Here is a 21,339-nt window from a genome sequence, read left to right as displayed (position 1 = left end):
ACCCGCCGTTGCGGGGCCAACCTGGGCCGGTGACAAGGCGATCGAGCACGGTGGTGCTGATGTGCGGTCTGCCCGACCGCTGCTTCACCGGCTTCGAGGAGCCCCGGGGCGAGGGCGGGCAGGTCCTGCTCCAGCCCCCGCCGTCCTGAGGCCCGGAATCGCTAGCCGATCGCCACGGCCGTGCCGGAGACCCGCACCCGGGTGTCCTCCGTCCGCAGCTCGACCCGCAGGACGCCCGGGCGGCCCAGGTCCTCGCCCTGGTGGAGCGTCAGCACGGCCGGGGCCGTCACCGCGCCGAGCTCCCGCAGGTACGCGCCGAAGGCGGCAGCGGCGGCGCCGGTGGCCGGGTCCTCGACCACGCCGCCGACCGGGAACGGGGCGCGGACGTGGAAGACCTCGGGGGCCTCCCGCCAGGCGAGCTGCAGGGTGACCAGGTCGCGGGCGCGCATGTACGCGGCGAGGCCGTCGAAGTCGTAGTCGAGCCGGGCCAGCCGCTCGCGGGTGGCGACCGGCAGGACGAGGTGCCGGGCGCCCGCGTAGGCGACGCGGGGCGGCAGGACCGGGTCGAGGTCGTCGGCGGACCAGCCGAGCAGGGCGAGCGCCTGCGCCACGTCGGCCGCCGGCACCTCCTCGACCTTCGGCTCGACACTGGTGAGGGTGGCGCGCAGCAGCCCGTCGGCCCCGCGCTCGACCTCGACCGGGACGTCCCCGGCCGCGGTCGCGAAGACGTACCGTCCGGGGCCGGTGTGCTCGGCGAGGGCGACGGCGGAGCCGACCGTCGCGTGCCCGCAGAACGGCACCTCGGCGAGCGGGCTGAAGTACCGCACCCGGTAGGTGCCTTCGGTCGGGCCGGCGGTCAGGAAGGCGGTCTCGGAGTACCCGACCTCGGCGGCGACGGCGAGCATCCGCTCGTCGGTCAGTCCGGTGGCGTCGAGCACCACGCCGGCCGGGTTGCCGCCCTCGGGGCGGGTGGCGAAGGCGGCGTAGCGGAGGATCTCGGGGGTGGCGTCGTCGATCATGACCGGACGAACGCGCCGGGTGCGCGGACTGTTCCCGCCCACCGCGGCGCTTCCCCGCACGGCAGCACTTCCTCCCGCCTCGGCGCCTCCGCTCACCGCAGCACCGCCTCCAGGAAGTCCGAGCCGAGCCGGGCGCTGCCCGCCAGGTCCAGCTCGTAGAGCATGTACCGCCCGCGCCGCCTGGTGGTGAGCAGCCCGGCCCTGCGCAGGACCGCCAGGTGCCGGGACACCTCGGGCGCGCTGAGCTGCCAGGCCGAGGCCAGTTCGCCGGTGGTGTGCGGGCCGCGGGCCATGGTGCGGGCGAGGCGCAGCCGCACGGGGTGGGCGAGCGCCTCCAGGCGCTGCTGGACGAGGGCGAGCGAGACGGGCTCGGGCAGGCCCGCCTCGGCGACGGGGTACTGGAGGACGGGCCGCCAGCCGCGCGCGTGCACCACCAGGAGGTGCGGGCGCCCGAAAGCGGTGGGGATGAAGGTGACGCCGCCGGCCTCGGTGCCGCTGGTGGTGTTGTCCTGGAGCTTGTCGATGACGATCCGGCGCCGCCCGTCCACGCTCTGGTCGAGGGAGACGGAGGGCGAGACGTCGGCGAGCGCCTCGGCGAGGCCGCGGCGGGCGAGCAGGTCGGCCTTGCGCCGGGCGTCGGCGGCGAGGTCGGGCAGGACGCGCTGCCAGGCGTCGGCGAAGAACGCGGACCGGCAGTCCTCCAGCAACCGCCGCACCAGGCCCCGGACGGCCGGCGGGTCGGCGAGCAGCCGGTCGGCGAAGGCGGCCTGCCGGGGGCCTCGGGCGAGGGCGAGTTCCCGGGCCCGCTCGTTGGCCTCCGGGTCGGTGAGCGGGGAGCCCATCCGCCGGGTGAGCCGGGAGGAGCCGCAGGTGGTGATGAGGGCGGCGGCGACGTAGAGCTCGTCGTCGATCCGGTCGACGGCGTCGAGCTCCTCCGCGAGAGTGGCGCCGGGCAGGCCGGGCACGAGGAAGTCGGCGCGCGAGGAGCGCCAGAGGAAGTCGGCCTCCAGCAGCCGCTCGGACAGCTCGGGCGGGATCACGGTGGCGGTGCAGCCGGCCCAGCCCTGCAGCGCGGGGTGGTGCGCGGGCTCGGCGAGCACGTGCAGCATGGCGTTCAACTCGCCGAGCGGGGAGGGCGTGAAGAGCAGGCGCTCGTCGGGCAGGCCCGTGATGTCGATGGTCAAGCTCACACCGGGGATCCTGCCACCCGCCGTCGACCGGGCTCCCGCGGATTGACGGGAAGCGTCAATCCGCGTGCCCCGCGGTCCGACCCGGGCGGACGGTACCGGCCATGAGCCTGATCCGGGAGAAGTCCGTCCACGACCGCACCGCCGACCGCCGCGGCGGGCCACCCGCTCCGCCGGCCGGCCCGGGCCGCCGGAGCCCGTCCACGCTGCTGGGCCTGCTGACCGCGGCCGGCGGGCCCCGGTACGCCGTCGCGCTGGCGGTGGACGCGGTGGGCGGCGGCCTGCTGCGGCCGTTCCTGCTGCTGTACGGCGTCGGCATGCTGCACCTGGGCGCGGGTGCGGCCGGGCTGGCGCTCTCGGCCGGGATGCTGGCGGGCCTGCTGGTGGTGCCGCTGACCGGCCGGTGGATCGACCGCGGCGCCCGGACGCTGCCCGCCGCCGCCACCCTGCTGCTGCGGGCGGCGGGCGCGCTGACGCTGCTGCTCGCGGACGGCCTGCCGGGGTTCACGGCGGCGGCGGTGCTGTTCGGGGTGGGCAGCCAGTCCTGGCCGACCACCCACGCGGCGGTGGTGAGCACCCTGACCGAGGGCCGGCTGCGGGATGCCGCGCTGGCCGCCGGGCGGTCGCTGCGCAACGCCGGGATGGGTGCGGGCGCGCTGCTGGCCACGCTGGCGGTGAGCGGCGGGGCGGGCGCGATCCGGCTGCTGGCCGGGGTGACGGGCGCGGCCTGCCTGGGCGCGGCCGTCCTGGTGGGCTCGCTGCGGGTGCGGGCTCCGCGCCTGGACCGGCCGGCGGACGCGCCGGAGCGGGCGGAGCCGCTGCGCCGGATCACCCTGCTGGGCGTCGCCAACCTGCCGTACGCGTTCTGCTTCGACGTGCTGGAGGTGGCGCTGCCCGCGCTGCTGGTGCTGCGGCTGCACGCCTCGCCGGCCTGGTCCTCGGGCATCTTCGTCGGCAACACGGTGCTGGTGATCGCCCTGCAGCTGGCGCTGGTGCTGCGGCTGGCGGACCGTCCGCGGCACGTCGTGCTCGCCGCCTCGGGGGCGCTGCTGGCGGTGTCGTACCTGGGCTTCTGGGCGGTCGGTTCGCTGGGCGGCGTGCCGGGCTCGGTGGGCATCGCGGCGGTCTCGGTGCTGTACACGCTGGGCGAGATCCTCTACACCGGCTCGGGCACGGCGCTGGTGGCGTCCGTCGCCCCGCCGCACCTGCTGGGGCGGGCGCTGGCGCGCTGGGAGCTGTCGGCGGGGGTGGGCCGGGCGGCGGCCCCGGCCGTGCTGACGGCGCTGCTGGCGGGCGGTTCCGGGGAGCTGTGGGTGCCGCTGGCCGCGGCCACCGCGCTGGGGGCGCTGGCGGTGCTGCGGCTGGGTCCGGCCCACTGACAGGACGGAGCCCCGGAGGAGGACCGGAGGAGGACCGGAGGAGCGCCGCGCCGACGGGCCGGCGCGCCGGGAACGCCCCGGTGGGATGATCGGCTGCATGGCCCTGACCCCGCACCAGCAGCACCTCCGCGACCGGATCATGGCCGCCGGGGTGACCGCCCCGCCGGAGCCGTGGCGGCCGGTCGGCCGGGGGCTGATCGCGGTCGGCGGGCTGCTCGGCATCGGCTTCGCCGTCCACCCCGAGAGCGGGCACGACCTGGTGCTGACGGTCTCGCACGGCGGCCACGGCCTGTTCGACGCGGTGACCGGCCTCAAGCTGGCCCGCGACCACGAGCCCACCGAGGACCCGGACGGCCTGGACCTCTCCTGCCCCGGCCTCGGCCAGGTCGCGGACGTGCGCATCCCGGTGGCGGGGACGTGGGGCGGCGGGCTGCACACGGCCGCCGAGGGCGGCTGGCACATCGAGGTGGTCGCCCCGGAGTGGCCGCACCACCGGGTGCTGCTCGCCAGCGGCCGGGGGCCGTGGCAGGGCGAGCACGGCGAGAGCTGGTGGCTGGTCCTCGACTCCGACCGGTCCGCCTTCCGCGCGGCCGGCTTCTCCCCGACCGGCCGGACCCTCGCGGTGGCCACCAGCAGCGACCTCGCGCTCTGGAGCCGCCAGTAGGTGTTCCGGCTCCGGATGCGGACGGGCCGCGGACCGCCGATGCTGACGGCGAGGCGTGCCCGGCCAGAGGAAGGACACCGAACGTGAGCGAACGCAGTGAGCGGACCATCGAGCGGTGCGAGGTGGGCGCATGAGTGCACTCGACTTCGAGATCGTCGACACCCCCGACAGCTCGCTCAACAAGACCTCCGTCCTGGTCACCGGCCCGGAGGACGCCCTGCTGGTGGACGCCGGGTTCACCCGTTCGGACGGGCGCCGCCTGGTGGAACGGATCGGGGCGAGCGGCAAGCGGCTGACCACCGTCTTCGTCAGCCACGGCGACCCGGACTTCTACTTCGGCGCCCAGGAGGTCCAGGACGCCTTCCCGCAGGCCCGCTTCCTGGCCACCGCCTCCACCGTCGAGCACATCCAGGAGACGTACGAGGCCAAGCTGCGCACCTGGGCGCACCTGGGCCCGGAGCTGCCCACCCGGCTGGTGCGGCCCGAGGTGCTGCACGGGGACGAGCTGGTCTTCGAGGGCCACCGCTTCGAGCTGCGCGGCGCCGACTTCCACCTGCCGGACCGGCACTACCTCTGGCAGCACCACCACCGCGCCGTGCTGGGCGGGGTGCTGCTCTTCGAGGGCCTGCACGTGTGGACGGCGGACACCCCGACCTCCGCCCAGCGGGCCGCCTGGATCGACCTGCTGGACGGCATCGAGGCGCTCCACCCGACCTGGGTGGCGGCCGGCCACCGGGTCGCCGGCGCGCCCACCGACCTGAACGCCGTCGACCACACCCGGGCCTACCTGCGAGCCTTCGAGACCGAGATCGGCCGGGCCCCGGACGCGGCCACCGCCAAGGAGTCGCTGGAGCGGCGCTTCCCGAAGCTGGGGCTGCGGATCGCGGTGGACATCGGCACCAAGGTCGCCATGGGCGAGATGGCCTGGGGGTGAGCGGACGATGATCGAGATCCCCCGGGACGTCTCCTCCTTCGCCGAGTCGTCCGCCCCCGCCGACGTGGTGCGCCGCCAGTACCTGGCGTCCGCCCGGGGCGACCTGGCCGCGCTGCGCGCCACCCTGGCCGACGACGTGGAGTGGACCGAGATGGCCGGCTTCCCGCTGGCCGGCACCTACCGCACCCCGAAGGGCGTCACCGCCCATGTGATGGAGCGGCTGGCCGCCGAGTGGGACGACTGGACGGCCCACGACGACACCTATGTGGTGGACGGCGAGACCGTGGTGGTGCTGGGCCGCTACACGGCGGTCCACAAGACCACCGGAAAACCGCTCGCCGTCCGGATCGCCCACCGCTTCACCGTGCGCGGCGGCCGGATCGTGCGCTTCGAGCAGTTCACCGACACCGCACTGGTCAGGGAGGCCATGACCGGCTGAGGCCCGACCGGGGTCGCATTCACTCGTACGGGCGAGCGCGGCGCGGCGCGCCAGGCGCGGTCTCGACAGACCACCCGCACGGCGGCAGGCTGACCCCGATCACGGCCGGAGAACGAGGAGTCGAGCATGGCGGGCACGGACACCGGGACCACCGGAGCGGACGGCGGGCGGCAGCGCCCGGTCGTCATCGTCGGGGCGTCCCTGGGCGGCGCGAAGGCGGCCGAGGCGCTGCGCGAGGCCGGGTACCGGGGCGGCATCGTCCTGATCGGCGACGAGCACGAGCGCCCGTACGAGCGGCCGCCGCTGTCCAAGGGCTACCTGCTGGGGAAGACGCCCCGGGAGAAGATCTACGTCCACCCGCCGCAGTGGTACGCGGAGCACGACGTCACGCTGCGCCTGGGCACGGCGGTGGCCTCGATCGACCCGGCCGGGCACACCGTGACGCTCGCCGACGACGGCCGGGTGGAGTACGCCAAGCTGCTGCTGACCACCGGCTCGGTGCCGCGCCGGCTGCCGGTGCCCGGCGCGGACCAGGACGGGGTGCTCTACCTGCGCCGGGTCGAGGACAGCGACCGGATCAAGGCGGCGCTGCGGCCGGGGGCCCGGATCGCGGTGATCGGCGCGGGCTGGATCGGGCTGGAGGTGGCGGCCGCGGCCCGGGAGGCGGGCGCCGAGGTGACGGTGCTGGAGGCGCTCGAACTGCCGCTGCTGCGGGTGCTCGGCCGGGAGGTCGCCCAGGTCTTCGCCGACCTGCACCGGGAGCACGGCGTGGACCTGCGCTTCGGCGTCAAGGTGGCCGAACTGACCGGCGAGGGCGGCACGGTGAACGGCGTGAGGCTCGCGGACGGCACGACGGTGGCCGCCGACGCGGTGGTGGTCGGCATCGGCATCTCGCCCGCCACCGGCCTCGCCGAGGCGGCCGGGCTGGAGATCGACAACGGCGTCAGGACCGACCGGCACCTGCGCACCTCCGACCCGGACGTCTACGCGGCCGGAGACGTCGCCAACGCCTACCACCCGCTGTTCGAGCGGCACATCCGGGTCGAGCACTGGGCCAACGCCCTCAACCAGCCGCAGACGGCCGCCCGCGCCCTGCTCGGGCAGGAGGACGCCGTCTACGACCGCGTTCCCTACTTCTTCACGGACCAGTACGACCTCGGCGCCGAGTACGTCGGCTACGTCGAGCCGGACGGCTACGACCGGGTGGTGTTCCGCGGGGACCCCTCCACCCGCGAGTTCATCGCGTTCTGGCTGTCCGGCGGCCGGGTGCTCGCGGGGATGAACGTCAACGTCTGGGACGTCACCGACCCGATCCGCGAACTGGTGTGCTCGGGGCGGGTGGTGGACACCAAGGCACTGGCCGACCCGAACGTGCCGCTCGGGGACGTGTGAGCGACCGGCCGGCGGTCACCCCACCGGGACGCCGGGGTTGACCAGGCCCCGGCCGCCGGTGACGGTGTTGCCCGCGCCGATCGTGACCTTGCACGTCGCCGCGTCGTAGTCGGTCACGTCGATCGCGTACCGGTCCGGGCCGGTGGCGCCGGTGAGGTCGGAGCGGTTGCCCCGGAAGACGGTGCCGCAGCCCCAGCCCGGCCGGAGGCTGTGGGTCTGGTAGCCGTCGTCGGTGGTGCGCCGGCCGGTGTTGTTCTCGATGACGTAGTCGTTGCCCTTGACGTCGACCCAGGAGTCGTCGGAGTTGCGCCCGGTGAGGCCGTCGCCGTCGAAGGTGTTGCCGGAGACCAGGCCGCCGGTGGTGCCCTCCTTGAGGTCGACGTTCTCGCCGCCGATGTTCGGGCCGAAGGTGTTTCCGGTGATCCGCACGTGGTCGCTGCGGTCGGTCAGGGTGTTGGCGGTGCCGACGTAGACGCCCTCGCCCATGCCGTCCCGGCCGAGGCCGGTGTCGTGGATGCGCGAGTTGCGCAGCGTGCCGTAGGCGCTGGAGTTGCGGAAGTGCACGCCCTCCATGGTGGTGTGGTGGACCGTCACGTCGTCGAGGACCACGTGGTCCGCGGAGTCGGCCATGATGCCCTTCTGGGCGCCGGTGACGGTCAGCCCCTGGACGGTCCAGTAGCTCGCGCCGTCGAGGTGGAGGCCGTAGCCGCCGCCGGTGGGGGTGGTGAGGACGGCCTTCGCCGAGCCGGTGAGGGTGATCGGGGCGGCGGCGGTACCGGGGGCGGTGGCCTTGAAGTTGCCGGAGTAGGTGCCGTCGGCGAGCTGGATGGTCCGGCCGGGCACGGCGGCGGCGAGCGCGCTCTGGAGCTGCTTGGCGGTGGCGACCTTGACGACGGCCGCGACGGCCTCGGGGGCGGCCGGGTGGGCGGCCACGGCCGCGGGGGCGGCGCAGCCGAGGGTGAGGACGGTGAGCGCGGCGAGGGCGGCGGGGCGCTTGGTCACGGACGGTGCTCCTTGCGGTGGTCGGGGCCGGGCGGGGCGGCGGGCGGCCCAGTGGTGGCAGGAACATGCCGTCGCTCAGCGTGGACTGGACCATTCCGGGACGTCAAGAGCGCCCCGGCGGCGTGATACTGGAGCCCTGGGGGAGTCTCGGACAGGGAGGCGGCGGTGGGCGGAACGGCCGGGTTCGCCGTGGTGGTGTTCGGTGCGCTGGGCGGCGTGGTCGCCTACCTCGCCGGGGTGGTCGGCCTGCGCGAACTGCGGCGGCTGCGCCGGGTCGGCGTTCCGGTGCGGGCGCTGGTGCGCGAACGCGCCCCGGCACCGGAGGACCGCGCGCTGCCGCCGCGGCCGCTGCTCCAGTTCGAGACCGAGGACGGCCGGGTGGTCGAGGTCTTCTCCCCCGTCCCCTCCACCGCCCGCCACCCGCTGCCGGACGGCGGCTTCGTCCCGGTCCGCTACGACCCGTCGGACCCGCGGCAGGTGCTGGTGGACGGGCGGGAGCGGGCCGGGCTGGAGTACGGGTTCCTCGCGCTCGGGGTGCTGGTGGTGCTCGGCTCGATCACCCTCGGCGCCGCGGTGCTCTGAACGGTCCGAACGGGGCGGCGCACACGGGCGGGCGGTCCACACGGGCGGGCGGGCCGCACCGGCGGGCGGGCCGCGCACGGCTCCGCGCGCAGCCCGCCCGGCGCGCTCAGACGGTGGCGGCGGTGGTCGCCGCCACGGTGGCCGCGATGGAGACGGCGGCCATGGTGAGCTGCACGGCCCGGATCGCCTCGCGGACGGACTCGGCCGCCCCGTCACCGGCGGCGATCTCGGCGAAGCGCGGCTCGACCTGCTTGCGGGGCAGCTCGGGGAAGGCCAGCCGGTGCAGCCGGGAGCCGTGCAGCAGGGCCACCAGGGCGGCGGTGCGCAGATCCGGTTCGGCGCCGTTCAGTACGACCGCGGCCAGCCGCCCGCGCAGCTCCCGCTCCACACTGCCGTCCGCCTCCGGGTAGCGGCGGACCGGGAAGAGGCCCAGCGCCCGGCGCCGCTCCTCGACCACCAGGCCGCGCTCGCACAGCCGCCCGACCGTGTCGGCGACCGCCGTGGACCGGTCCTTGGTCAGCCAGTCGCCCGCCTTGGCCTTGCCGGAGCGGCGGCCGGCGGCCCACGCGTCGAGCCGGGCCAGCCGGCCGTCCACCAGCGGCTCCCCGGTCGGGGTCCGGTCGGCGACGGTGAGCCGGCCGTCCTCGATCGTGACCCGCCCGGCCAGCACCAGCTCGGCCAGGATGCCGCCCGCGGCGGCCCAGGCGGCGGTGGGGGCGTCCTTCGCCACGCCGGACTCGTCGTCCAGCGAGAGCAGCATCAGCTCCTCGGCGAGGGTGACGTGCATCGGGTGTCCCTTCCTCTCTTCTCCGTGTCGCGGTTCACCGACCCGCCGGGGCCTCAGCCGCGCAGGGCTTCGACCAGACGCCGGGCCCGGGTGTCCTCCTCCAGCAACGCCCGGAGCAGCCGATCAGTGCCCTGACCTGCGATCTCGGTCAGATAGGCCTCGACCGCGCGCGGGTCGGCGGGCAGCGTCACCCCACCGGAGTCGAGCGCGGCGTGCGCCCGGGCGTAGTCGAGGCCGAGCCCGGCGAGCAGCTCGCCGGCGCCGTCCTCCGCCGCCAACCCCGGCTCGTGGCGGGCCACTTCGTGAACGGCCAGCAGCGCGAGCAGGACGTGCTCGGTGCCGGGCGTCCGGCGGCCGAGGCGCTCGGCCTGGGCGTCGGCCTCCGGCCGGATCCAGGCCGCCGGGCCGGACGGGCCCGGCTGCAGCAGGCGCTTCCAGCGCGGGGCCCGGTGGCCGCGGCGGGCCAGCAGCGTCTCCCGGGTGGGGTGGAGCAGCGGGTCGAGGCCACCGCCCTGGCGCACGGCACCGTCGAGGCGGTCCAGGACGGCCTGCGGCGCGACGCCGGCCGCGCGCAGCAGTTCGGCGGCGCGGGTCCGGTCGCCGGGCCCGCCGCCGTTCGCGCCGTTCCCGTCGCCGTTCGCGCCGTTCCCGTCGCCGTGCCCGTCGCGCCCGTCGGCGAGCAGGGCGCGCAGCAGGTGTACGGCCGTGCAGGCGGGTTCGCCGTCCCGGCGGGCGTGCTCCGTCGCCACGGCGAGTGCCCTGGCGGCGGCCCCGCTCAACGGCCGGCCGTCCGCCCCGGCGGCGCCGGGCGTCTCCCGGTCGGGCACGGCGGCGGGCACGGCGGCGGACACGACGCCGGGCCCGTCGTCGGCCGTCCAGCGCCCCTTCCGCTCCCGGACCAGGGCACGCAGGGTGTCCGCGCCCGCCCCGGCCGCGGCGAGGGCCGCACCGGCGGGGCCCGTCTCCCCGGCCACGGCGACCAGGAGGTGCTCCGTCCCCAGCGGCCCGTCCCCCGGCCCGCCGAGCGCGTGCCAGTCCGGCTCCAGCATGGTCGTGTCCATCGGCCCCTCCCACGACTGCGGCTTTACTCGAACTATATTCCCGCTTTTCCTTCTCTTGGGAATTTCCCGCGCGTCAAGAACGCGTCAGGACGGCACCTGCGCAAGAACGCGGAAGACCGGGCGCCCCAGCGTTGTTGCCACCTGGTGCCATCGTGAGAACCACGCCCGCGAGAGGGGTGAGCACCATGGCCGACACGCTCCCCGGGCCGGGCCCGGTCCCCGAGGCCCAGGCCCCGCTGGACGCCTACTCCCTGATCGTCACCACCGTGGCCGCCACGCTGACCCCGCGGGTCGCCGCACTGCAGGTCCCCCGGCGCGGCCGGGGCGGCTGGTTCAGCACGGCGCTGGGCTCGGCCGTGGTCTTCACCGAGGACGGGTTCCTGCTCACCAACGCCCATGTCGTCGGCCACGCCGACGCCGGGACGCTCGCCTTCGCCGACGGCACCACCTCCCCGTTCCACACCATCGGCGCCGACCCGCTCTCCGACCTCGCCGTGCTGCGCGCCGACGGGCCGACCCCGAAGCCGGTGGCCCTCGGCGAGGCGACCGGCCTGCGGGTCGGACAGCTGGTCGTCGCCGTCGGCAACCCGCTGGGGCTGGCCGGGACGGTCACGGCGGGCGTGGTCAGCGCGCTCGGCCGCTCGATCCCGGCCCGCTCCGGCAGCACCGCGCGGGTGATCGACAACGTGATCCAGACCGACGCCGCACTCAACCCGGGCAACTCCGGCGGCGCGCTGGCCACCGCGAACGGCGAGGTCGTCGGCATCACCACGGCGGTGGCCGGGAACGGGCTCGGCCTGGCCGTCCCGATCGACGCCACCAGCCGCCGGATCGTCGCCGCCCTGCTCGCCGACGGCCGGATCCGCCGCGCCTACCTCGGCCTCGCCGGAGTGCCCGCGCCCCTGCCGCCCGCCCTGCGCCACCGCACCGGGCAGCCCACCGGCCTGCGCATCGTCGAGGTGGTGCCCGGCGCGCCCGCCGACCGCGCCGGGCTGCACGAGGGCGACCTGCTGCTCACCGCCGCCGACGAGCCGATGGGCAGCGCCCAGGCCCTCCAGCGCCTGATGCTGGCCGACGCCATCGGCCGCCCGCTGCCGCTGACCGTCCTGCGCGGCGAGGCCCTCGTCGACGTGCTCGCCGTCCCGACGGAGCTGCCCGTCGACGACTGACCGCGGCCCGGGACCCGAGCGGGAGCGGGGGGCCCGGCGGCACACGTCCCTAGGCGCGGGCCGCACGCCGCATCACCCAGAGCGCCGGCCCGCCCTCCGGCAGCCGGACCTCCTCCAGCACCTCGAAGCCGAAGTGTCCGTAGACCGCCAGGTTCTCCTCCTTGGAGGACTCCAGATAGACGGGCAGCCCGTCCGCGTCGGCCTTGGCCAGTCCGGAGCGCAGCAGGGCGCCGCCCTGCCCCCGGCCCCGGGCGACCGGGTCGGCGCCGATGACCGCCAGGTACCAGTAGGGCTCCTGCGGCATGTTGGCGGCGGCCGCCCCGACGGAGCGCCGGAACGGCTCGGCCCGGTCGCCGAGGAGCCCCGCCAGCTCCCGGAGCGTCTCCTCGTCCGGGACCGCCTTGTCCTGCGCCCGCGGCGGCATCCAGAAGGCGGCCGCGTCCGCGGTCCGCTCGCACACGCCGTGCCGGCCGTACTGCCGGGTGAACAGCGTGGTGAAGTAGCCGCCCAGTCCCGCCTGCCGGGTGGCCCGGTCGGGGAAGAACCAGCACATCACCGGGTCGTCGGCGAAGGCCAGGGCCAGTAATCGGCTGATGGCCGAAGCGTCGTCGGGGGCCGCCGGCCGCGGCACGTTGGTCATCTGCATACGGACATCGTGCGCGCCCTTATCCCCGTCGTGGCGGCGAGGGTCGGTGGCACGGAAATCCGTTGGCACGGAAATCCGTTGGCGCCCGTGCGACCGGTGTGGTTACGCTGACGCCGTTCCGTACCGATCGACCCGGGCCACCGCCCGACCGGAGAGGGTGTCTTGATGTCCCGCCTCGCGCCGAGTGCGCCTCGCCACGCCGGCTGACGACCACCGCCCGACGAACCGTCGAGGCCACTCGGCCTGCTCTTGCTGCCATCGCAGAACCCCTCAGCAAGGAGCACCCCGGGTGTCCAGCACCTCCAGCACGCCCCCCGTCCTGAAGACCTCCACCTTCGCCTGCACCTGGTGCGGTCTGACCGTCTCCACCTGTGCCGCCGACGGCACGCGGCGCAACCACTGCCCGTCCTGCCTGCATTCACGGCACGTCCTCGACCACGTCGAGGGCGGTCCCAGTGAGTGCCTGGGCCGGATGTCGCCGATCGCCATCGCCGTGCTGCGCACCGGTGACTGGACGGTCGTCCACCGATGCGTGCGCTGCGACGAGCTGACGTCCACGCCCGTCCGCACGGACGACAACCAGCTCGTCCTGATGCGGATGGCCGTCCGGCCGCTCGCCCAACCGCCGTTCCCACTCGAAGCGTTCGGCACCCTCTGAACCGCGCGGGGAAGAGGGGAGCACCGAACCGTGCCACGACACAGGAACACCGGCGGCCGGGGCCGGCGGGAACGCCGCCCGCAACGGTACAAGGACGTCCTGCACGGACGGGGCGGCCACCGGGCGCGCTCCTTCCGCTGCGTGGGCTGCCGGTTGGACGTCCCGGTGGACGCCCCCGGCAGCGCCCACCGCAACCACTGCCCGAACTGCCTGGCCAGCCGTCATGTCGACGGCCGGACACCGGGTGACCGGGCGGCCGACTGCGGCGGCCGGATGACCGCGCTGAGCCTGTCGGTCCGCGCCGACGGCGAGTGGATGATCATCCACCAGTGCCTGTCCTGCGGCGAGTTGAGCGCCAATCGGATCGCCGGGGACGACAACGCCCTGACCCTGGTCCGGCTCGCCCTCAGGCCCCTGCGGGACACCACCCTGGCCCACCGCACCCTGCTCACCCTGTAGCGGCCGGGCGCCCCGCGACGCCGGCCGGGCGCGCGGGGCGGTCGCGGGCGGGCCCGTCCGTGGGGGCGGGCCCGCTGTCCGAACCGGCGACCGCTCCGTGCGCCCGGCCTCCTGCCTCCTGCCTCCTGCCTCCACCGTTTCGCCGCGGGCTCCGGATACCGGCCGGGACCGCGGTTCCCCGGTGCGGTCCGTCCGAACGGGCAGTACGTCCGAACGGGCGGACCGTCCATGGGCGGCGCCTCAGCGCGGGCCGTCGGGGCGCGGCGGGAACGCCCGTACGGTGCGGCGCGGGAGGGCCGCGGGCAGGGCCGCCAGCAGCGCGGCGGCGGTGAACAGCGCGTAGTGCCCGACCTCCGGCCCGGGGCCCGCCCAGCCGAGTTCGCCGTGGCGGTGTTCGGAAAAGGCGTTGTGGCAGAGCCAGGCGGCCAGGCCGATCAGCGGTGCGTCCACCGGCCGGGAGCGGCGGCCGACCAGGGCGCACAGCGCCAGGTGGGCGAGGTACGGCAGCGGGCCGGCGTGCAGTTCACCGACGGCGCCGAGGGCGAGCGCCAGAGCGCCGCCGGCGAGCAGCGCGACGGCGCCGGAGGTGCCGTCCGGGAACCGGTCGAGCACCGGGCGAAAGCGCCGCCCGCCGGGCCGGGCCGAGTACATCCGCACCGCGGACTACCGCCGCATCGAGGCGAGTTCGCGCTCGGTGGCGACCGGCAGGTGCCATCGGGTGCGCCGGTGCAGGGCCTCCAGGTCGTGCAGCAGCTCGGGCACCGGGACGGTCAGCACCGGGCAGCCCGCCCACCGGGCGCAGTGGCCGGGCACCGATCGCCGCAGCCGGCGGTGCAGCGGGCCGCCGCTGCGCCCGAGGACCAGCAGGTCGTCCGGCCGGTCGGCGATGTGCAGCAGGGCCGGTCCGGGCTCGCCGCGGACCACGACCGGGCTCAGCGGCACGCCGGGGTCGGCGCCGCCGAAGGCCTCGTCGAGGGCGTCCCGCAGCCGCCGTTCGGCGGCCTCCCGGACGGCGGCGAGCAGCGGCGGGCAGGGCGAGCGCCGGTAGCCGTGTTCGCCGCCGGGCGGCTCCCAGGCGAGCACCGGCACCAGGACGGCGCCGCGGTCGCGGGCCTCGGCGACGCCGCGGTGCAGGGCGGCCAGGCTTCCCAGCGACCCGCTGACCCCGACCACCACCCTGGGGGCGGCCTTCGAACTCCCGTTGCCGTGCATGATCCGTCCTCGTGTGGTCGTGTTCGCCGTCGTCCTCCACCCAACCGCCGCTACAGGGGCTGACCTGCTCTCCTTGACGGCTTCCTGACGTTCCGGCCGGTGTTCCCAACGCGCTCCATACGCGGCCCGCCGGGCGTCCGGACCGTCCGGGCCGTCCGGGCCTCACCCGTTCGGCCTACTCAACAGGCGAGGAGCACCGCCGGATGGGTGGATGGAGACGGCCCGCCGGGATGCGGCATGCCCGACGGGCGGTTCGATGCCGAACGTTCCAGGGAGCACGGTCTTGTACTACAGCAGCGGCAACTACGAGGCGTTCGCCCGGCCGAGGAAGCCCGAGGGGGCCGAGCGCAAGCGGGCGTGGTTCGTGGGGTCGGGGCTCGCGGCGCTGGCCGGGGCGGCCTTCCTGGTCCGGGACGGGCAGGTGCCCGGCGAGCGGATCACGATCCTGGAGCGGCTCAAGCTGGCCGGCGGCGCGCTGGACGGGATCGAGGTGCCCGAGAAGGGCTTCGTGGTCCGCGGCGGGCGCGAGCTGGAGGACCACATGGAGTGCCTGTGGGACCTCTTCCGCTCGGTGCCCTCGCTGGAGATCGAGGGCGCGTCCGTGCTGGACGAGTTCTACTGGCTCAACAAGGACGACCCGAACCTCTCCCTCCAGCGGGTCACCGAGCGCCGCGGCCAGGACGCCCGCACCGACGGCCTGTTCGCACTCGACGACAAGGCCCAGAAGGACCTGGTCCGGGTCTTCCTCGCGACCCGCGAGGAGCTGGAGGGCAAGCGGATCGACGAGGTCTTCTCCCGGCACTTCCTGGACAGCAACTTCTGGCTGTACTGGCGGACCATGTTCGCCTTCGAGGAGTGGCACGGTGCCCTGGAGATGAAGCTCTACCTGCACCGCTTCATCCACCACATCGGCGGCCTGCCGGACCTGTCCGCGCTGAAGTTCACCAAGTACAACCAGTACGAGTCGATGGTCCTGCCGCTGACCCACTGGCTGATGGACCAGGGCGTCCGGTTCCGGTACGAGGTCGAGGTCACCGACATCGACTTCGACATCTCCCCCGCCACCCGGGACGCCCCCGGCCGCAAGCAGGCCACCCGGATCCACTGGCGGGAGGCCGGCCGGGAGGGCGGGGTGGACCTCGGCCCGGACGACCTGGTGTTCACCACCATCGGCTCGCTCACCGAGAACTCCGACGACGGCGACCAGCACACCCCGGCCCGGCTGGACGAGGGCCCGGCCCCGGCCTGGGACCTGTGGCGCCGGATCGCCGCCAAGGACCCGGCCTTCGGCCGCCCCGAGGTGTTCTGCGGCAGCATCGCCGAGAGCAAGTGGGAGTCGGCGACCGTCACCACCCTGGACCCGCGCATCCCGCACTACATCCAGAAGGTCGCCAGGCGCGACCCGTTCAGCGGCGGCGTGGTCACCGGCGGCATCGTGACCGCCCGGGACTCCTCCTGGCTGCTGAGCTGGACGGTCAACCGCCAGCCGCACTTCAAGCAGCAGCCCGCCGACCGGATCGTGGTCTGGGTCTACTCGCTGTTCGTCGACCGCCCGGGCGACTTCGTGCGCAAGCCCATGCAGGCGTGCACCGGCGAGGAGATCACCCAGGAGTGGCTGTACCACCTGGGCGTGCCGGTCGGCGAGATCCCCGACCTGGCCGCGAACGCCGCCCGCTGCGTGCCGGTGATGATGCCGTACGTGACGTCGTTCTTCCTGCCCCGGCACGCGGGCGACCGGCCGGACGTGGTGCCCGAGGGCGCCGTCAACTTCGCCTTCATCGGCCAGTTCGCGGAGACCACCCGGGACTGCGTCTTCACCACCGAGTACTCGGTGCGCACCGGTATGGAGGCCGTCTACCGGCTGCTCGACGTCGAGCGCGGCGTGCCCGAGGTGTTCAACTCCACCTACGACGTGCGCAAGCTGCTCGCCGCCACCACCCGGCTCCGCGACGGCGCCGAACTCGACCTGCCCGGGCCGGAGTTCCTGCGCAAGCGGCTGCTGCGGCGGCTGGAGGCCACCGAGGTCGGCGAGCTGTTGCAGGAGTTCGGCCTGATCGAGGACGAGCGGAGGTAGCCGCCGGGGCAGCGGGGAGCACCGCCCCGAGCGCAGTGGCAGTGGCCTCGGGGCGGTGGCACAAGACATGGATGGTGCTATCGTCAGTAGCACTATGTTGCTGAAGCTGGACATCGGGGACACCCGACCGCTGCACGAACAGGTCGCCGGCGCGATCAGACGGGCCGTCGCCGAGGGCGAGTGCGCCCCCGGGGACAAACTGCCCCCGGCCCGGGAGCTCTCCCGGGCGCTGGGGGTGAACACCAACACCGTCCTGCGCGGACTGCGGACGCTGCGCGACGAGGGGGTGCTGGAGTTCCGCCGGGGCCGCGGCATCACGATCGCGACCGGCGCCGACACCCGCTCCGAACTGGTGGACCGCGTACGGCAGTTGGTCGAGGACGCGGCCCGGTTCGGCTACAGCAGGAACGATCTCGTGGACATGATCAGGGGGATGTCGTGACGGACGACGGCACAACGAAGGAAGCGACCACGGCGGAGCGACCGGCGGCTCGCGGTGCCCTCTGGGCCGCGGCGGCCTGGTCCGTCGGCGTGCTGGCACTGTTGATCGCCCTGCCGCTGGTGGCGCGCCACCGGCTGCCGGACCCGCTGGCCACCCACTGGGGCGGGCGGGAGCCGAACGGCTCGATGTCGCTGACGGCGGCCGCGCTGTTCCCGGCCGCGTTCTGGGCGGTCCTGGTGCTCACCTCGGTGGCCGTGCGGCGGTACTGGGCCGACCGGTCGCCCGGGGCGGCGGCGGCCACGCTGGCGGCCGGCGGGGTGCTGCTGACGGGGGCGCAGACCTCGATCGTGCACGCCAACCTCGACCGCGCCCGCTGGCAGGACGCCGCACCGATGGGCGTCGAGGTGGTCCTGATCCTGCTGGCCACCGGCCTCGCCGGGCTGCTGGCCCTGCTGGCCGGCCGCCGCTTCGGCGGCCGGCCCGAGCGGCTCCCGGCGGCCGGGGCGGATCCGCTGGAGATGCCCGCGGGCGAGCGGTTCGTCTGGCTCTCCCGGGCCGCCAACCCGTGGCTGCAGCTGGCCGCCGCGGTGTTCGCGCTGGTGACGGTGGCGGGAGTGCTGGCCGCCGCGAGCGGGGTCGCCGAGCTGGACTGGGCGCTGGTGGTGCCGTTCGCCGTCGTCTCCCTCGCGTGCCTCGCCTGCTCCTCGGTGCGGGCGCGGGTGACCGCCGGCGGCCTGACCGTCGGATTCGGCCCGTTCGGCCGGCCCGTGCGCCACTGGTCCCCCGCCGAGCTCGAATCCGCCCGCGCCGAGCAGCGCACCGCCGCGCAGGCGGGCGGCTGGGGCTACCGGATGAACCGGCTCGGCACCACCGTGATGCTGCGCGGGGGCGTCTGCCTGGTGGTCCGCACCCGTCAGGGCTCGGACTTCGCGGTCAGCGTCGACGACGCCGAGCGCGGGGCGGCCCTGCTCAACGCGCTGATCGCGCGCGCCGGGCAGCCGGCCGGCTGAACCGGTTCGGCGGAGGCGAAGGGGCGGTTCGGCCACCACGGCCGGACCGCCCCACCGCTTCCACTGCTCGCACCGCTCGCACCGCTCGCACGGCCTGCACGGCTCGCACCGCTCGCACCGCTCGCACCGCCGTCAGGACTCCCCCGCGCGCAGTTCGGTGGCGATCTGCCGCCGTCCCGCGACCAGCGTCTCCAGCACCACCCCGAGGCAGGCCACGAGCGCCAGTCCCGCCGTGGGCAGCAGCACCGGCAGCACCGCCGGGCCCAGGCCGTCGCCGGCCCTGGCGCCGATCAGGGTGGAGAGGTCGAAGGCCGGCCCGAGCAGGACGGCGGCCACCGCCGCGACCACCGCACCGCCGACGGCCGCCGCCAGCGTCCGCGGCAGTGCCTCGGCGACGATCAGCGCCAGCCCCTGACGGGGCCGCAGGCCCATGGTGCGCAGCCGGGCGAGCACCGCCGTCCGGTCGGGCGCGGCGCGCAGCAGCGTCAGCAGGACCGCGAGGACGGCGAATCCGGCACTGGCGGGCGCCGCGTACCAGAACAGCCGCCCGGCGGCCTGCTGCAGCGGGTCGTCGGCGAGCTGCGCGGCGTACTCGCGGCTGCTGCCCACCGCGTAGGCGGGCGGCAGCCCGTGGTCGCCCTTGCCGTCCGCCGCGGCGTTCTCCGAGATGAGCTTGGCGAGGCCGGTCGCCTCGACCAGGCCGCGTTCCAGGAGGAGCGACCTGATCCGCCCGGGGTCGAGGCCGTCGCCCACGGCCAGCCACCCGGTCCACCGGCCGAGCTCCGGCAGGCGTTCCACCGCCGGACCGCTGGGCACCACGACGAAGGGCAGGGCCGGCTCCGGCAGCGCCGGGGTCGCGGTGACGATCCCGGCGACGGTGGTGCGCAGCTCGCTCGCGGTGGACAGGTGCACCGTCGGCGCGCCGGCGCCCAGTCGCGCGGCCAGGTCGCGGCTGAACAGCGCGGGCACCGGGGTGTCCGGGCCGCCGGGGGTGCCGGCGAGCTTCGCCGGGTCGAACTCGCCGGCCCCGAGGGTGCGGGCGATCTCGGCGTACGCGGTCGGCTCGGCGACCACCAGGGTCACCTTGGTGTAGTTGTTCGCGTCGGCGCCGACGAACAGCGCCCGGGGGTCCACCCGGACCGCCGTCGCGCCCCGGACCTGCGGAAGGTCGCCCGCGGCCTTGAGGAACGGTTCCGGCAGGGTCGCGTAGCCCGGGACGGAGACGGCGACGTCGCCGCCGGTCGCGAGGCGCGCGGCGCTCAGCCTGCCGCGGTCCACCGCGTCGAGCAGGGTGGCGCCGAAGCCGGTCGCGGTGACGGCGATCAGCAGGGCGAGCAGCGGCAGCGCGGAGGGCCGGCGCCGGCCGGAATGGTCGCGGGAGGCCCGGGAGAGGCCGAGGAAGCCGATCAGGCCGCGGCCCCGGCGGGCCAGGGCGGCCAGTCGGCCGATCACCACGGGCTCGATCCGTGCCAGCAGCAGCCCGCCGGCGACGGCGAGCAGCAGCGGCGCGGCCACCAGCAGCGGATCCGCTCCCCGGTCGGGGTGGCCGACGCCGCGCCGGCGGACCTCGGCCACCGCCACCGCGGTGACGGCCAGCAGCGCGCCTTCGCCGATCAGCCGGCGCCACGGCCCGGTCCGCCGGGGGTGCGTCCGGAGCAGGGCGGCGCGCACCGGGAAGGCGAGCAGGGCGAACAGCGTGGCGACCAGGCCGGCCGCCACCGCGAAGCCCCACCGGGGGGTGGGCAGCAGCACCAGGGCGAGCACCGCTCCGAGTGCCGCGGCGGGCAGGACCGTCACCGCGCTCTCGCCGAGCAGCCGCAGCAGCACCCCGCCGCGCGAGCAGCCACGGGCCCGGAGCAGCCGCAGTTCGGCGGCCCGCCGGTCGGTGCCGAGCGCGGCGGCCAGGCAGAGCACCACGGCGGCGACGCCCGCGACGCCGGCCGGGCCGACCGCGCCCAGTGCCATCGCGGCCCGGTAGCGCTCGGCCGCCCAGGTGAGGACCACGGGCAGCGTCGAGACGACCCGCAGGTCGGCGCGCCCGGTCGCGGTGACCAGGGCGTCGGCCTCCGGCCCGGCCAGGAGGGGCGCGACGGCGGCGCGGGTCCGTTCCAGCCGGTCGGCGCGCAGCGGGGCGGGGTCGACGGAGACCCGCCAGAAGTTCTGGACGGACGGGCTCCAGGCGGTCAGCGCGCCCACGCTGCCGTCGTCGACGAAGCCGGTGACCTCCTGCCAGTTGCCGTGCTCCGGGTCGAGCCCCAGGCAGGGGCGGTTCGGGCAGCCGATGCCGACCCAGAACGGGTCCGACGGGTCGTTCTGCCGGTAGATGCCGGTCACCACGGTGGTCCGCCGGCGGTCGGGGCCGCTGCTGCCGTTGTCGAGGACGTCTCCGACCTTGATGCCGATCGCCTCGGCGGCCGCCCGGCTCACCACCGTCGGCACCGGGTCGCCGGCCGCGGCGGGGCCGGGCCAGCTGCCCTCGGTCAGGGTGACCCGGTCGGCGAGGCCCTGCAGCCGGATCAGCAGGATCCTGGGCGGGATGTCCTGGCTCACCCGGTGGTAGCCCGGGTTGTACACCGGGTTGGTCTCGGTCCTGGTGCCGTGGGCCAGGCGGTCCGGTGCCAGCGCCACCGTCGCGCCGACGCTCGCCACGATGTCCCGGTCGACGGCGTCGAGGGCGGCTGCGGTGTCGGTCGGGCGGGCCTTGGAGGCGTAGTGCAGGCTGGTCGCGTGGATGCCCTTCTGGCGCACGAAGTCCCGCAGCGCCGCGTCCGCGTTCCGGTCCGTGACGCGGGGGACGGCCACGGCCAGCAGGACGGTGACGAAGGCGAGGGCGGCCGTCAGCAGGGCCGCCGAGGGGCTGGCGCGCAGCCGGGTGCGGACCCAGCGGGCCGGGCGGAGGGCGGTCCCGGCGGGGTCGGCCTTGGTGGTCACGGTTCCTCCACGAGGCGCAGCGGGACGGCGGCCGCCGATCGGCCGGGGTGGACACGGCGCACGGCGGCGCACGGGTCACCGGTGCGCGGGGCTCCGGCGACCGGACAGCGGACGATGTTGTCAGATCCGATCGCCGATCGGAAGGGAATCGCATAAATCAATTCCCGCTCGGTCAGTGACGATTGGGCTGGTGGCAGCCGCCTTCCCGGCTCTCCACGAAGGAGTTGAACCGGTGGAGCCGTCACGGCCGTGGTGAATGGTGACCCGAGGTTCTCCGGACGGTCATTGAGGG

Annotated in this window: 21 protein-coding genes; 12 read left to right on the top strand and 9 right to left on the bottom strand. The window is 75.6% G+C overall.

The window, feature by feature from the left end:
* Nucleotides 1–161 precede the first annotated feature (161 nt).
* Complete coding sequence (locus ACFVUY_RS35905) at nt 162–1,019, bottom strand: PhzF family phenazine biosynthesis protein (RefSeq protein ID WP_387736416.1); 858 nt, start codon at nt 1,017–1,019, stop codon at nt 162–164.
* Between the two features lie 92 nt (nt 1,020–1,111).
* Nucleotides 1,112–2,209 carry a DUF5937 family protein gene (locus ACFVUY_RS35900; RefSeq protein ID WP_387693553.1) on the bottom strand — a complete coding sequence of 366 codons (1,098 nt, stop codon included), beginning with the start codon at nt 2,207–2,209 and terminating at the stop codon, nt 1,112–1,114.
* Nucleotides 2,210–2,310: 101 nt separating this feature from the next.
* Between ACFVUY_RS35900 and ACFVUY_RS35895 the strand changes: the two genes are divergently transcribed.
* From ACFVUY_RS35895 to ACFVUY_RS35875, 5 genes are all read left to right on the top strand, one after another.
* Nucleotides 2,311–3,585 (top strand): MFS transporter, encoded by a 1,275-nt coding sequence (locus tag ACFVUY_RS35895; RefSeq protein ID WP_387736415.1) that lies wholly within the window; start codon nt 2,311–2,313, stop codon nt 3,583–3,585.
* A 97-nt stretch (nt 3,586–3,682) separates the two neighbouring features.
* Nucleotides 3,683–4,249 carry a hypothetical protein gene (locus tag ACFVUY_RS35890; protein WP_387736414.1) on the top strand — a complete coding sequence of 189 codons (567 nt, stop codon included), beginning with the start codon at nt 3,683–3,685 and terminating at the stop codon, nt 4,247–4,249.
* Nucleotides 4,250–4,379: 130 nt separating this feature from the next.
* A complete protein-coding gene (locus tag ACFVUY_RS35885) occupies nt 4,380–5,183 on the top strand; it encodes an MBL fold metallo-hydrolase (RefSeq protein ID WP_387736413.1) in 804 nt (267 codons plus the stop codon).
* A 7-nt stretch (nt 5,184–5,190) separates the two neighbouring features.
* Nucleotides 5,191–5,622, top strand: coding sequence for a nuclear transport factor 2 family protein (locus tag ACFVUY_RS35880; protein ID WP_387693549.1), 432 nt, complete (start codon nt 5,191–5,193; stop codon nt 5,620–5,622).
* Between the two features lie 126 nt (nt 5,623–5,748).
* Nucleotides 5,749–7,014: an NAD(P)/FAD-dependent oxidoreductase gene (locus tag ACFVUY_RS35875; protein WP_387736412.1), complete on the top strand. Its 1,266-nt coding sequence runs from the start codon at nt 5,749–5,751 to the stop codon at nt 7,012–7,014.
* Nucleotides 7,015–7,029: 15 nt separating this feature from the next.
* On the opposite strand, the gene ACFVUY_RS35870 is transcribed toward ACFVUY_RS35875, so the two are convergent.
* The gene (locus ACFVUY_RS35870; protein ID WP_387736411.1) at nt 7,030–8,016 is read right to left on the bottom strand and encodes a right-handed parallel beta-helix repeat-containing protein; all 987 of its coding nucleotides are present in this window, start codon (nt 8,014–8,016) and stop codon (nt 7,030–7,032) included.
* A 165-nt stretch (nt 8,017–8,181) separates the two neighbouring features.
* Between ACFVUY_RS35870 and ACFVUY_RS35865 the strand changes: the two genes are divergently transcribed.
* The gene (locus tag ACFVUY_RS35865) at nt 8,182–8,598 is read left to right on the top strand and encodes a DUF3592 domain-containing protein (protein WP_387736410.1); all 417 of its coding nucleotides are present in this window, start codon (nt 8,182–8,184) and stop codon (nt 8,596–8,598) included.
* Nucleotides 8,599–8,704: 106 nt separating this feature from the next.
* On the opposite strand, the gene ACFVUY_RS35860 is transcribed toward ACFVUY_RS35865, so the two are convergent.
* Together ACFVUY_RS35860 and ACFVUY_RS35855 are read right to left on the bottom strand one after the other, a co-directional pair.
* The gene (locus tag ACFVUY_RS35860) at nt 8,705–9,385 is read right to left on the bottom strand and encodes a GPP34 family phosphoprotein (protein ID WP_387736409.1); all 681 of its coding nucleotides are present in this window, start codon (nt 9,383–9,385) and stop codon (nt 8,705–8,707) included.
* Between the two features lie 53 nt (nt 9,386–9,438).
* Complete coding sequence (locus tag ACFVUY_RS35855; RefSeq protein ID WP_387736408.1) at nt 9,439–10,446, bottom strand: Clp protease N-terminal domain-containing protein; 1,008 nt, start codon at nt 10,444–10,446, stop codon at nt 9,439–9,441.
* A 185-nt stretch (nt 10,447–10,631) separates the two neighbouring features.
* Here ACFVUY_RS35855 and ACFVUY_RS35850 point away from each other — a divergent pair, with 185 nt between their 5' ends.
* The gene (locus ACFVUY_RS35850) at nt 10,632–11,615 is read left to right on the top strand and encodes a S1C family serine protease (RefSeq protein ID WP_387736407.1); all 984 of its coding nucleotides are present in this window, start codon (nt 10,632–10,634) and stop codon (nt 11,613–11,615) included.
* 49 nt (nt 11,616–11,664) lie between these two features.
* Here ACFVUY_RS35850 and ACFVUY_RS35845 read toward each other — a convergent pair whose 3' ends face one another.
* Nucleotides 11,665–12,261, bottom strand: coding sequence for a GNAT family N-acetyltransferase (locus ACFVUY_RS35845; protein WP_387693542.1), 597 nt, complete (start codon nt 12,259–12,261; stop codon nt 11,665–11,667).
* A 289-nt stretch (nt 12,262–12,550) separates the two neighbouring features.
* On the opposite strand from ACFVUY_RS35845, the gene ACFVUY_RS35840 reads away from it, so the two are divergent.
* Together ACFVUY_RS35840 and ACFVUY_RS35835 are read left to right on the top strand one after the other, a co-directional pair.
* Nucleotides 12,551–12,919: an RNHCP domain-containing protein gene (locus ACFVUY_RS35840; RefSeq protein WP_380549823.1), complete on the top strand. Its 369-nt coding sequence runs from the start codon at nt 12,551–12,553 to the stop codon at nt 12,917–12,919.
* Between the two features lie 30 nt (nt 12,920–12,949).
* Nucleotides 12,950–13,378: an RNHCP domain-containing protein gene (locus tag ACFVUY_RS35835; protein WP_387693541.1), complete on the top strand. Its 429-nt coding sequence runs from the start codon at nt 12,950–12,952 to the stop codon at nt 13,376–13,378.
* A gap of 240 nt (nt 13,379–13,618) precedes the next feature.
* On the opposite strand, the gene ACFVUY_RS35830 is transcribed toward ACFVUY_RS35835, so the two are convergent.
* Complete coding sequence (locus tag ACFVUY_RS35830) at nt 13,619–14,035, bottom strand: hypothetical protein (protein ID WP_387736406.1); 417 nt, start codon at nt 14,033–14,035, stop codon at nt 13,619–13,621.
* A gap of 6 nt (nt 14,036–14,041) precedes the next feature.
* Nucleotides 14,042–14,590 (bottom strand): universal stress protein, encoded by a 549-nt coding sequence (locus ACFVUY_RS35825; RefSeq protein WP_387736405.1) that lies wholly within the window; start codon nt 14,588–14,590, stop codon nt 14,042–14,044.
* Between the two features lie 283 nt (nt 14,591–14,873).
* Between ACFVUY_RS35825 and ACFVUY_RS35820 the strand changes: the two genes are divergently transcribed.
* The 3 genes from ACFVUY_RS35820 to ACFVUY_RS35810 all read left to right on the top strand — a co-directional run bounded on the left by ACFVUY_RS35820 (nt 14,874) and on the right by ACFVUY_RS35810 (nt 18,116).
* Nucleotides 14,874–16,664: an oleate hydratase gene (locus ACFVUY_RS35820; protein WP_387736404.1), complete on the top strand. Its 1,791-nt coding sequence runs from the start codon at nt 14,874–14,876 to the stop codon at nt 16,662–16,664.
* A gap of 94 nt (nt 16,665–16,758) precedes the next feature.
* Nucleotides 16,759–17,106: a GntR family transcriptional regulator gene (locus ACFVUY_RS35815; protein WP_359900298.1), complete on the top strand. Its 348-nt coding sequence runs from the start codon at nt 16,759–16,761 to the stop codon at nt 17,104–17,106.
* Nucleotides 17,103–18,116 (top strand): DUF1648 domain-containing protein, encoded by a 1,014-nt coding sequence (locus tag ACFVUY_RS35810; protein ID WP_387736403.1) that lies wholly within the window; start codon nt 17,103–17,105, stop codon nt 18,114–18,116. The genes ACFVUY_RS35815 and ACFVUY_RS35810 overlap by 4 nt, the downstream gene beginning before the upstream one ends.
* Before the next feature lie 132 nt (nt 18,117–18,248).
* On the opposite strand, the gene ACFVUY_RS35805 is transcribed toward ACFVUY_RS35810, so the two are convergent.
* The gene (locus ACFVUY_RS35805) at nt 18,249–21,047 is read right to left on the bottom strand and encodes a hypothetical protein (protein WP_387736402.1); all 2,799 of its coding nucleotides are present in this window, start codon (nt 21,045–21,047) and stop codon (nt 18,249–18,251) included.
* Nucleotides 21,048–21,339 lie beyond the last annotated feature (292 nt).

Origin of the sequence: Kitasatospora sp. NPDC058063, assembly GCF_042885395.1 — a bacterium.
In the GTDB taxonomy this organism is placed as follows: Bacteria; Actinomycetota; Actinomycetes; order Streptomycetales; family Streptomycetaceae; genus Kitasatospora; species Kitasatospora lactacystinica.
This window is presented reverse-complemented; position numbering and strand designations above follow the sequence as displayed.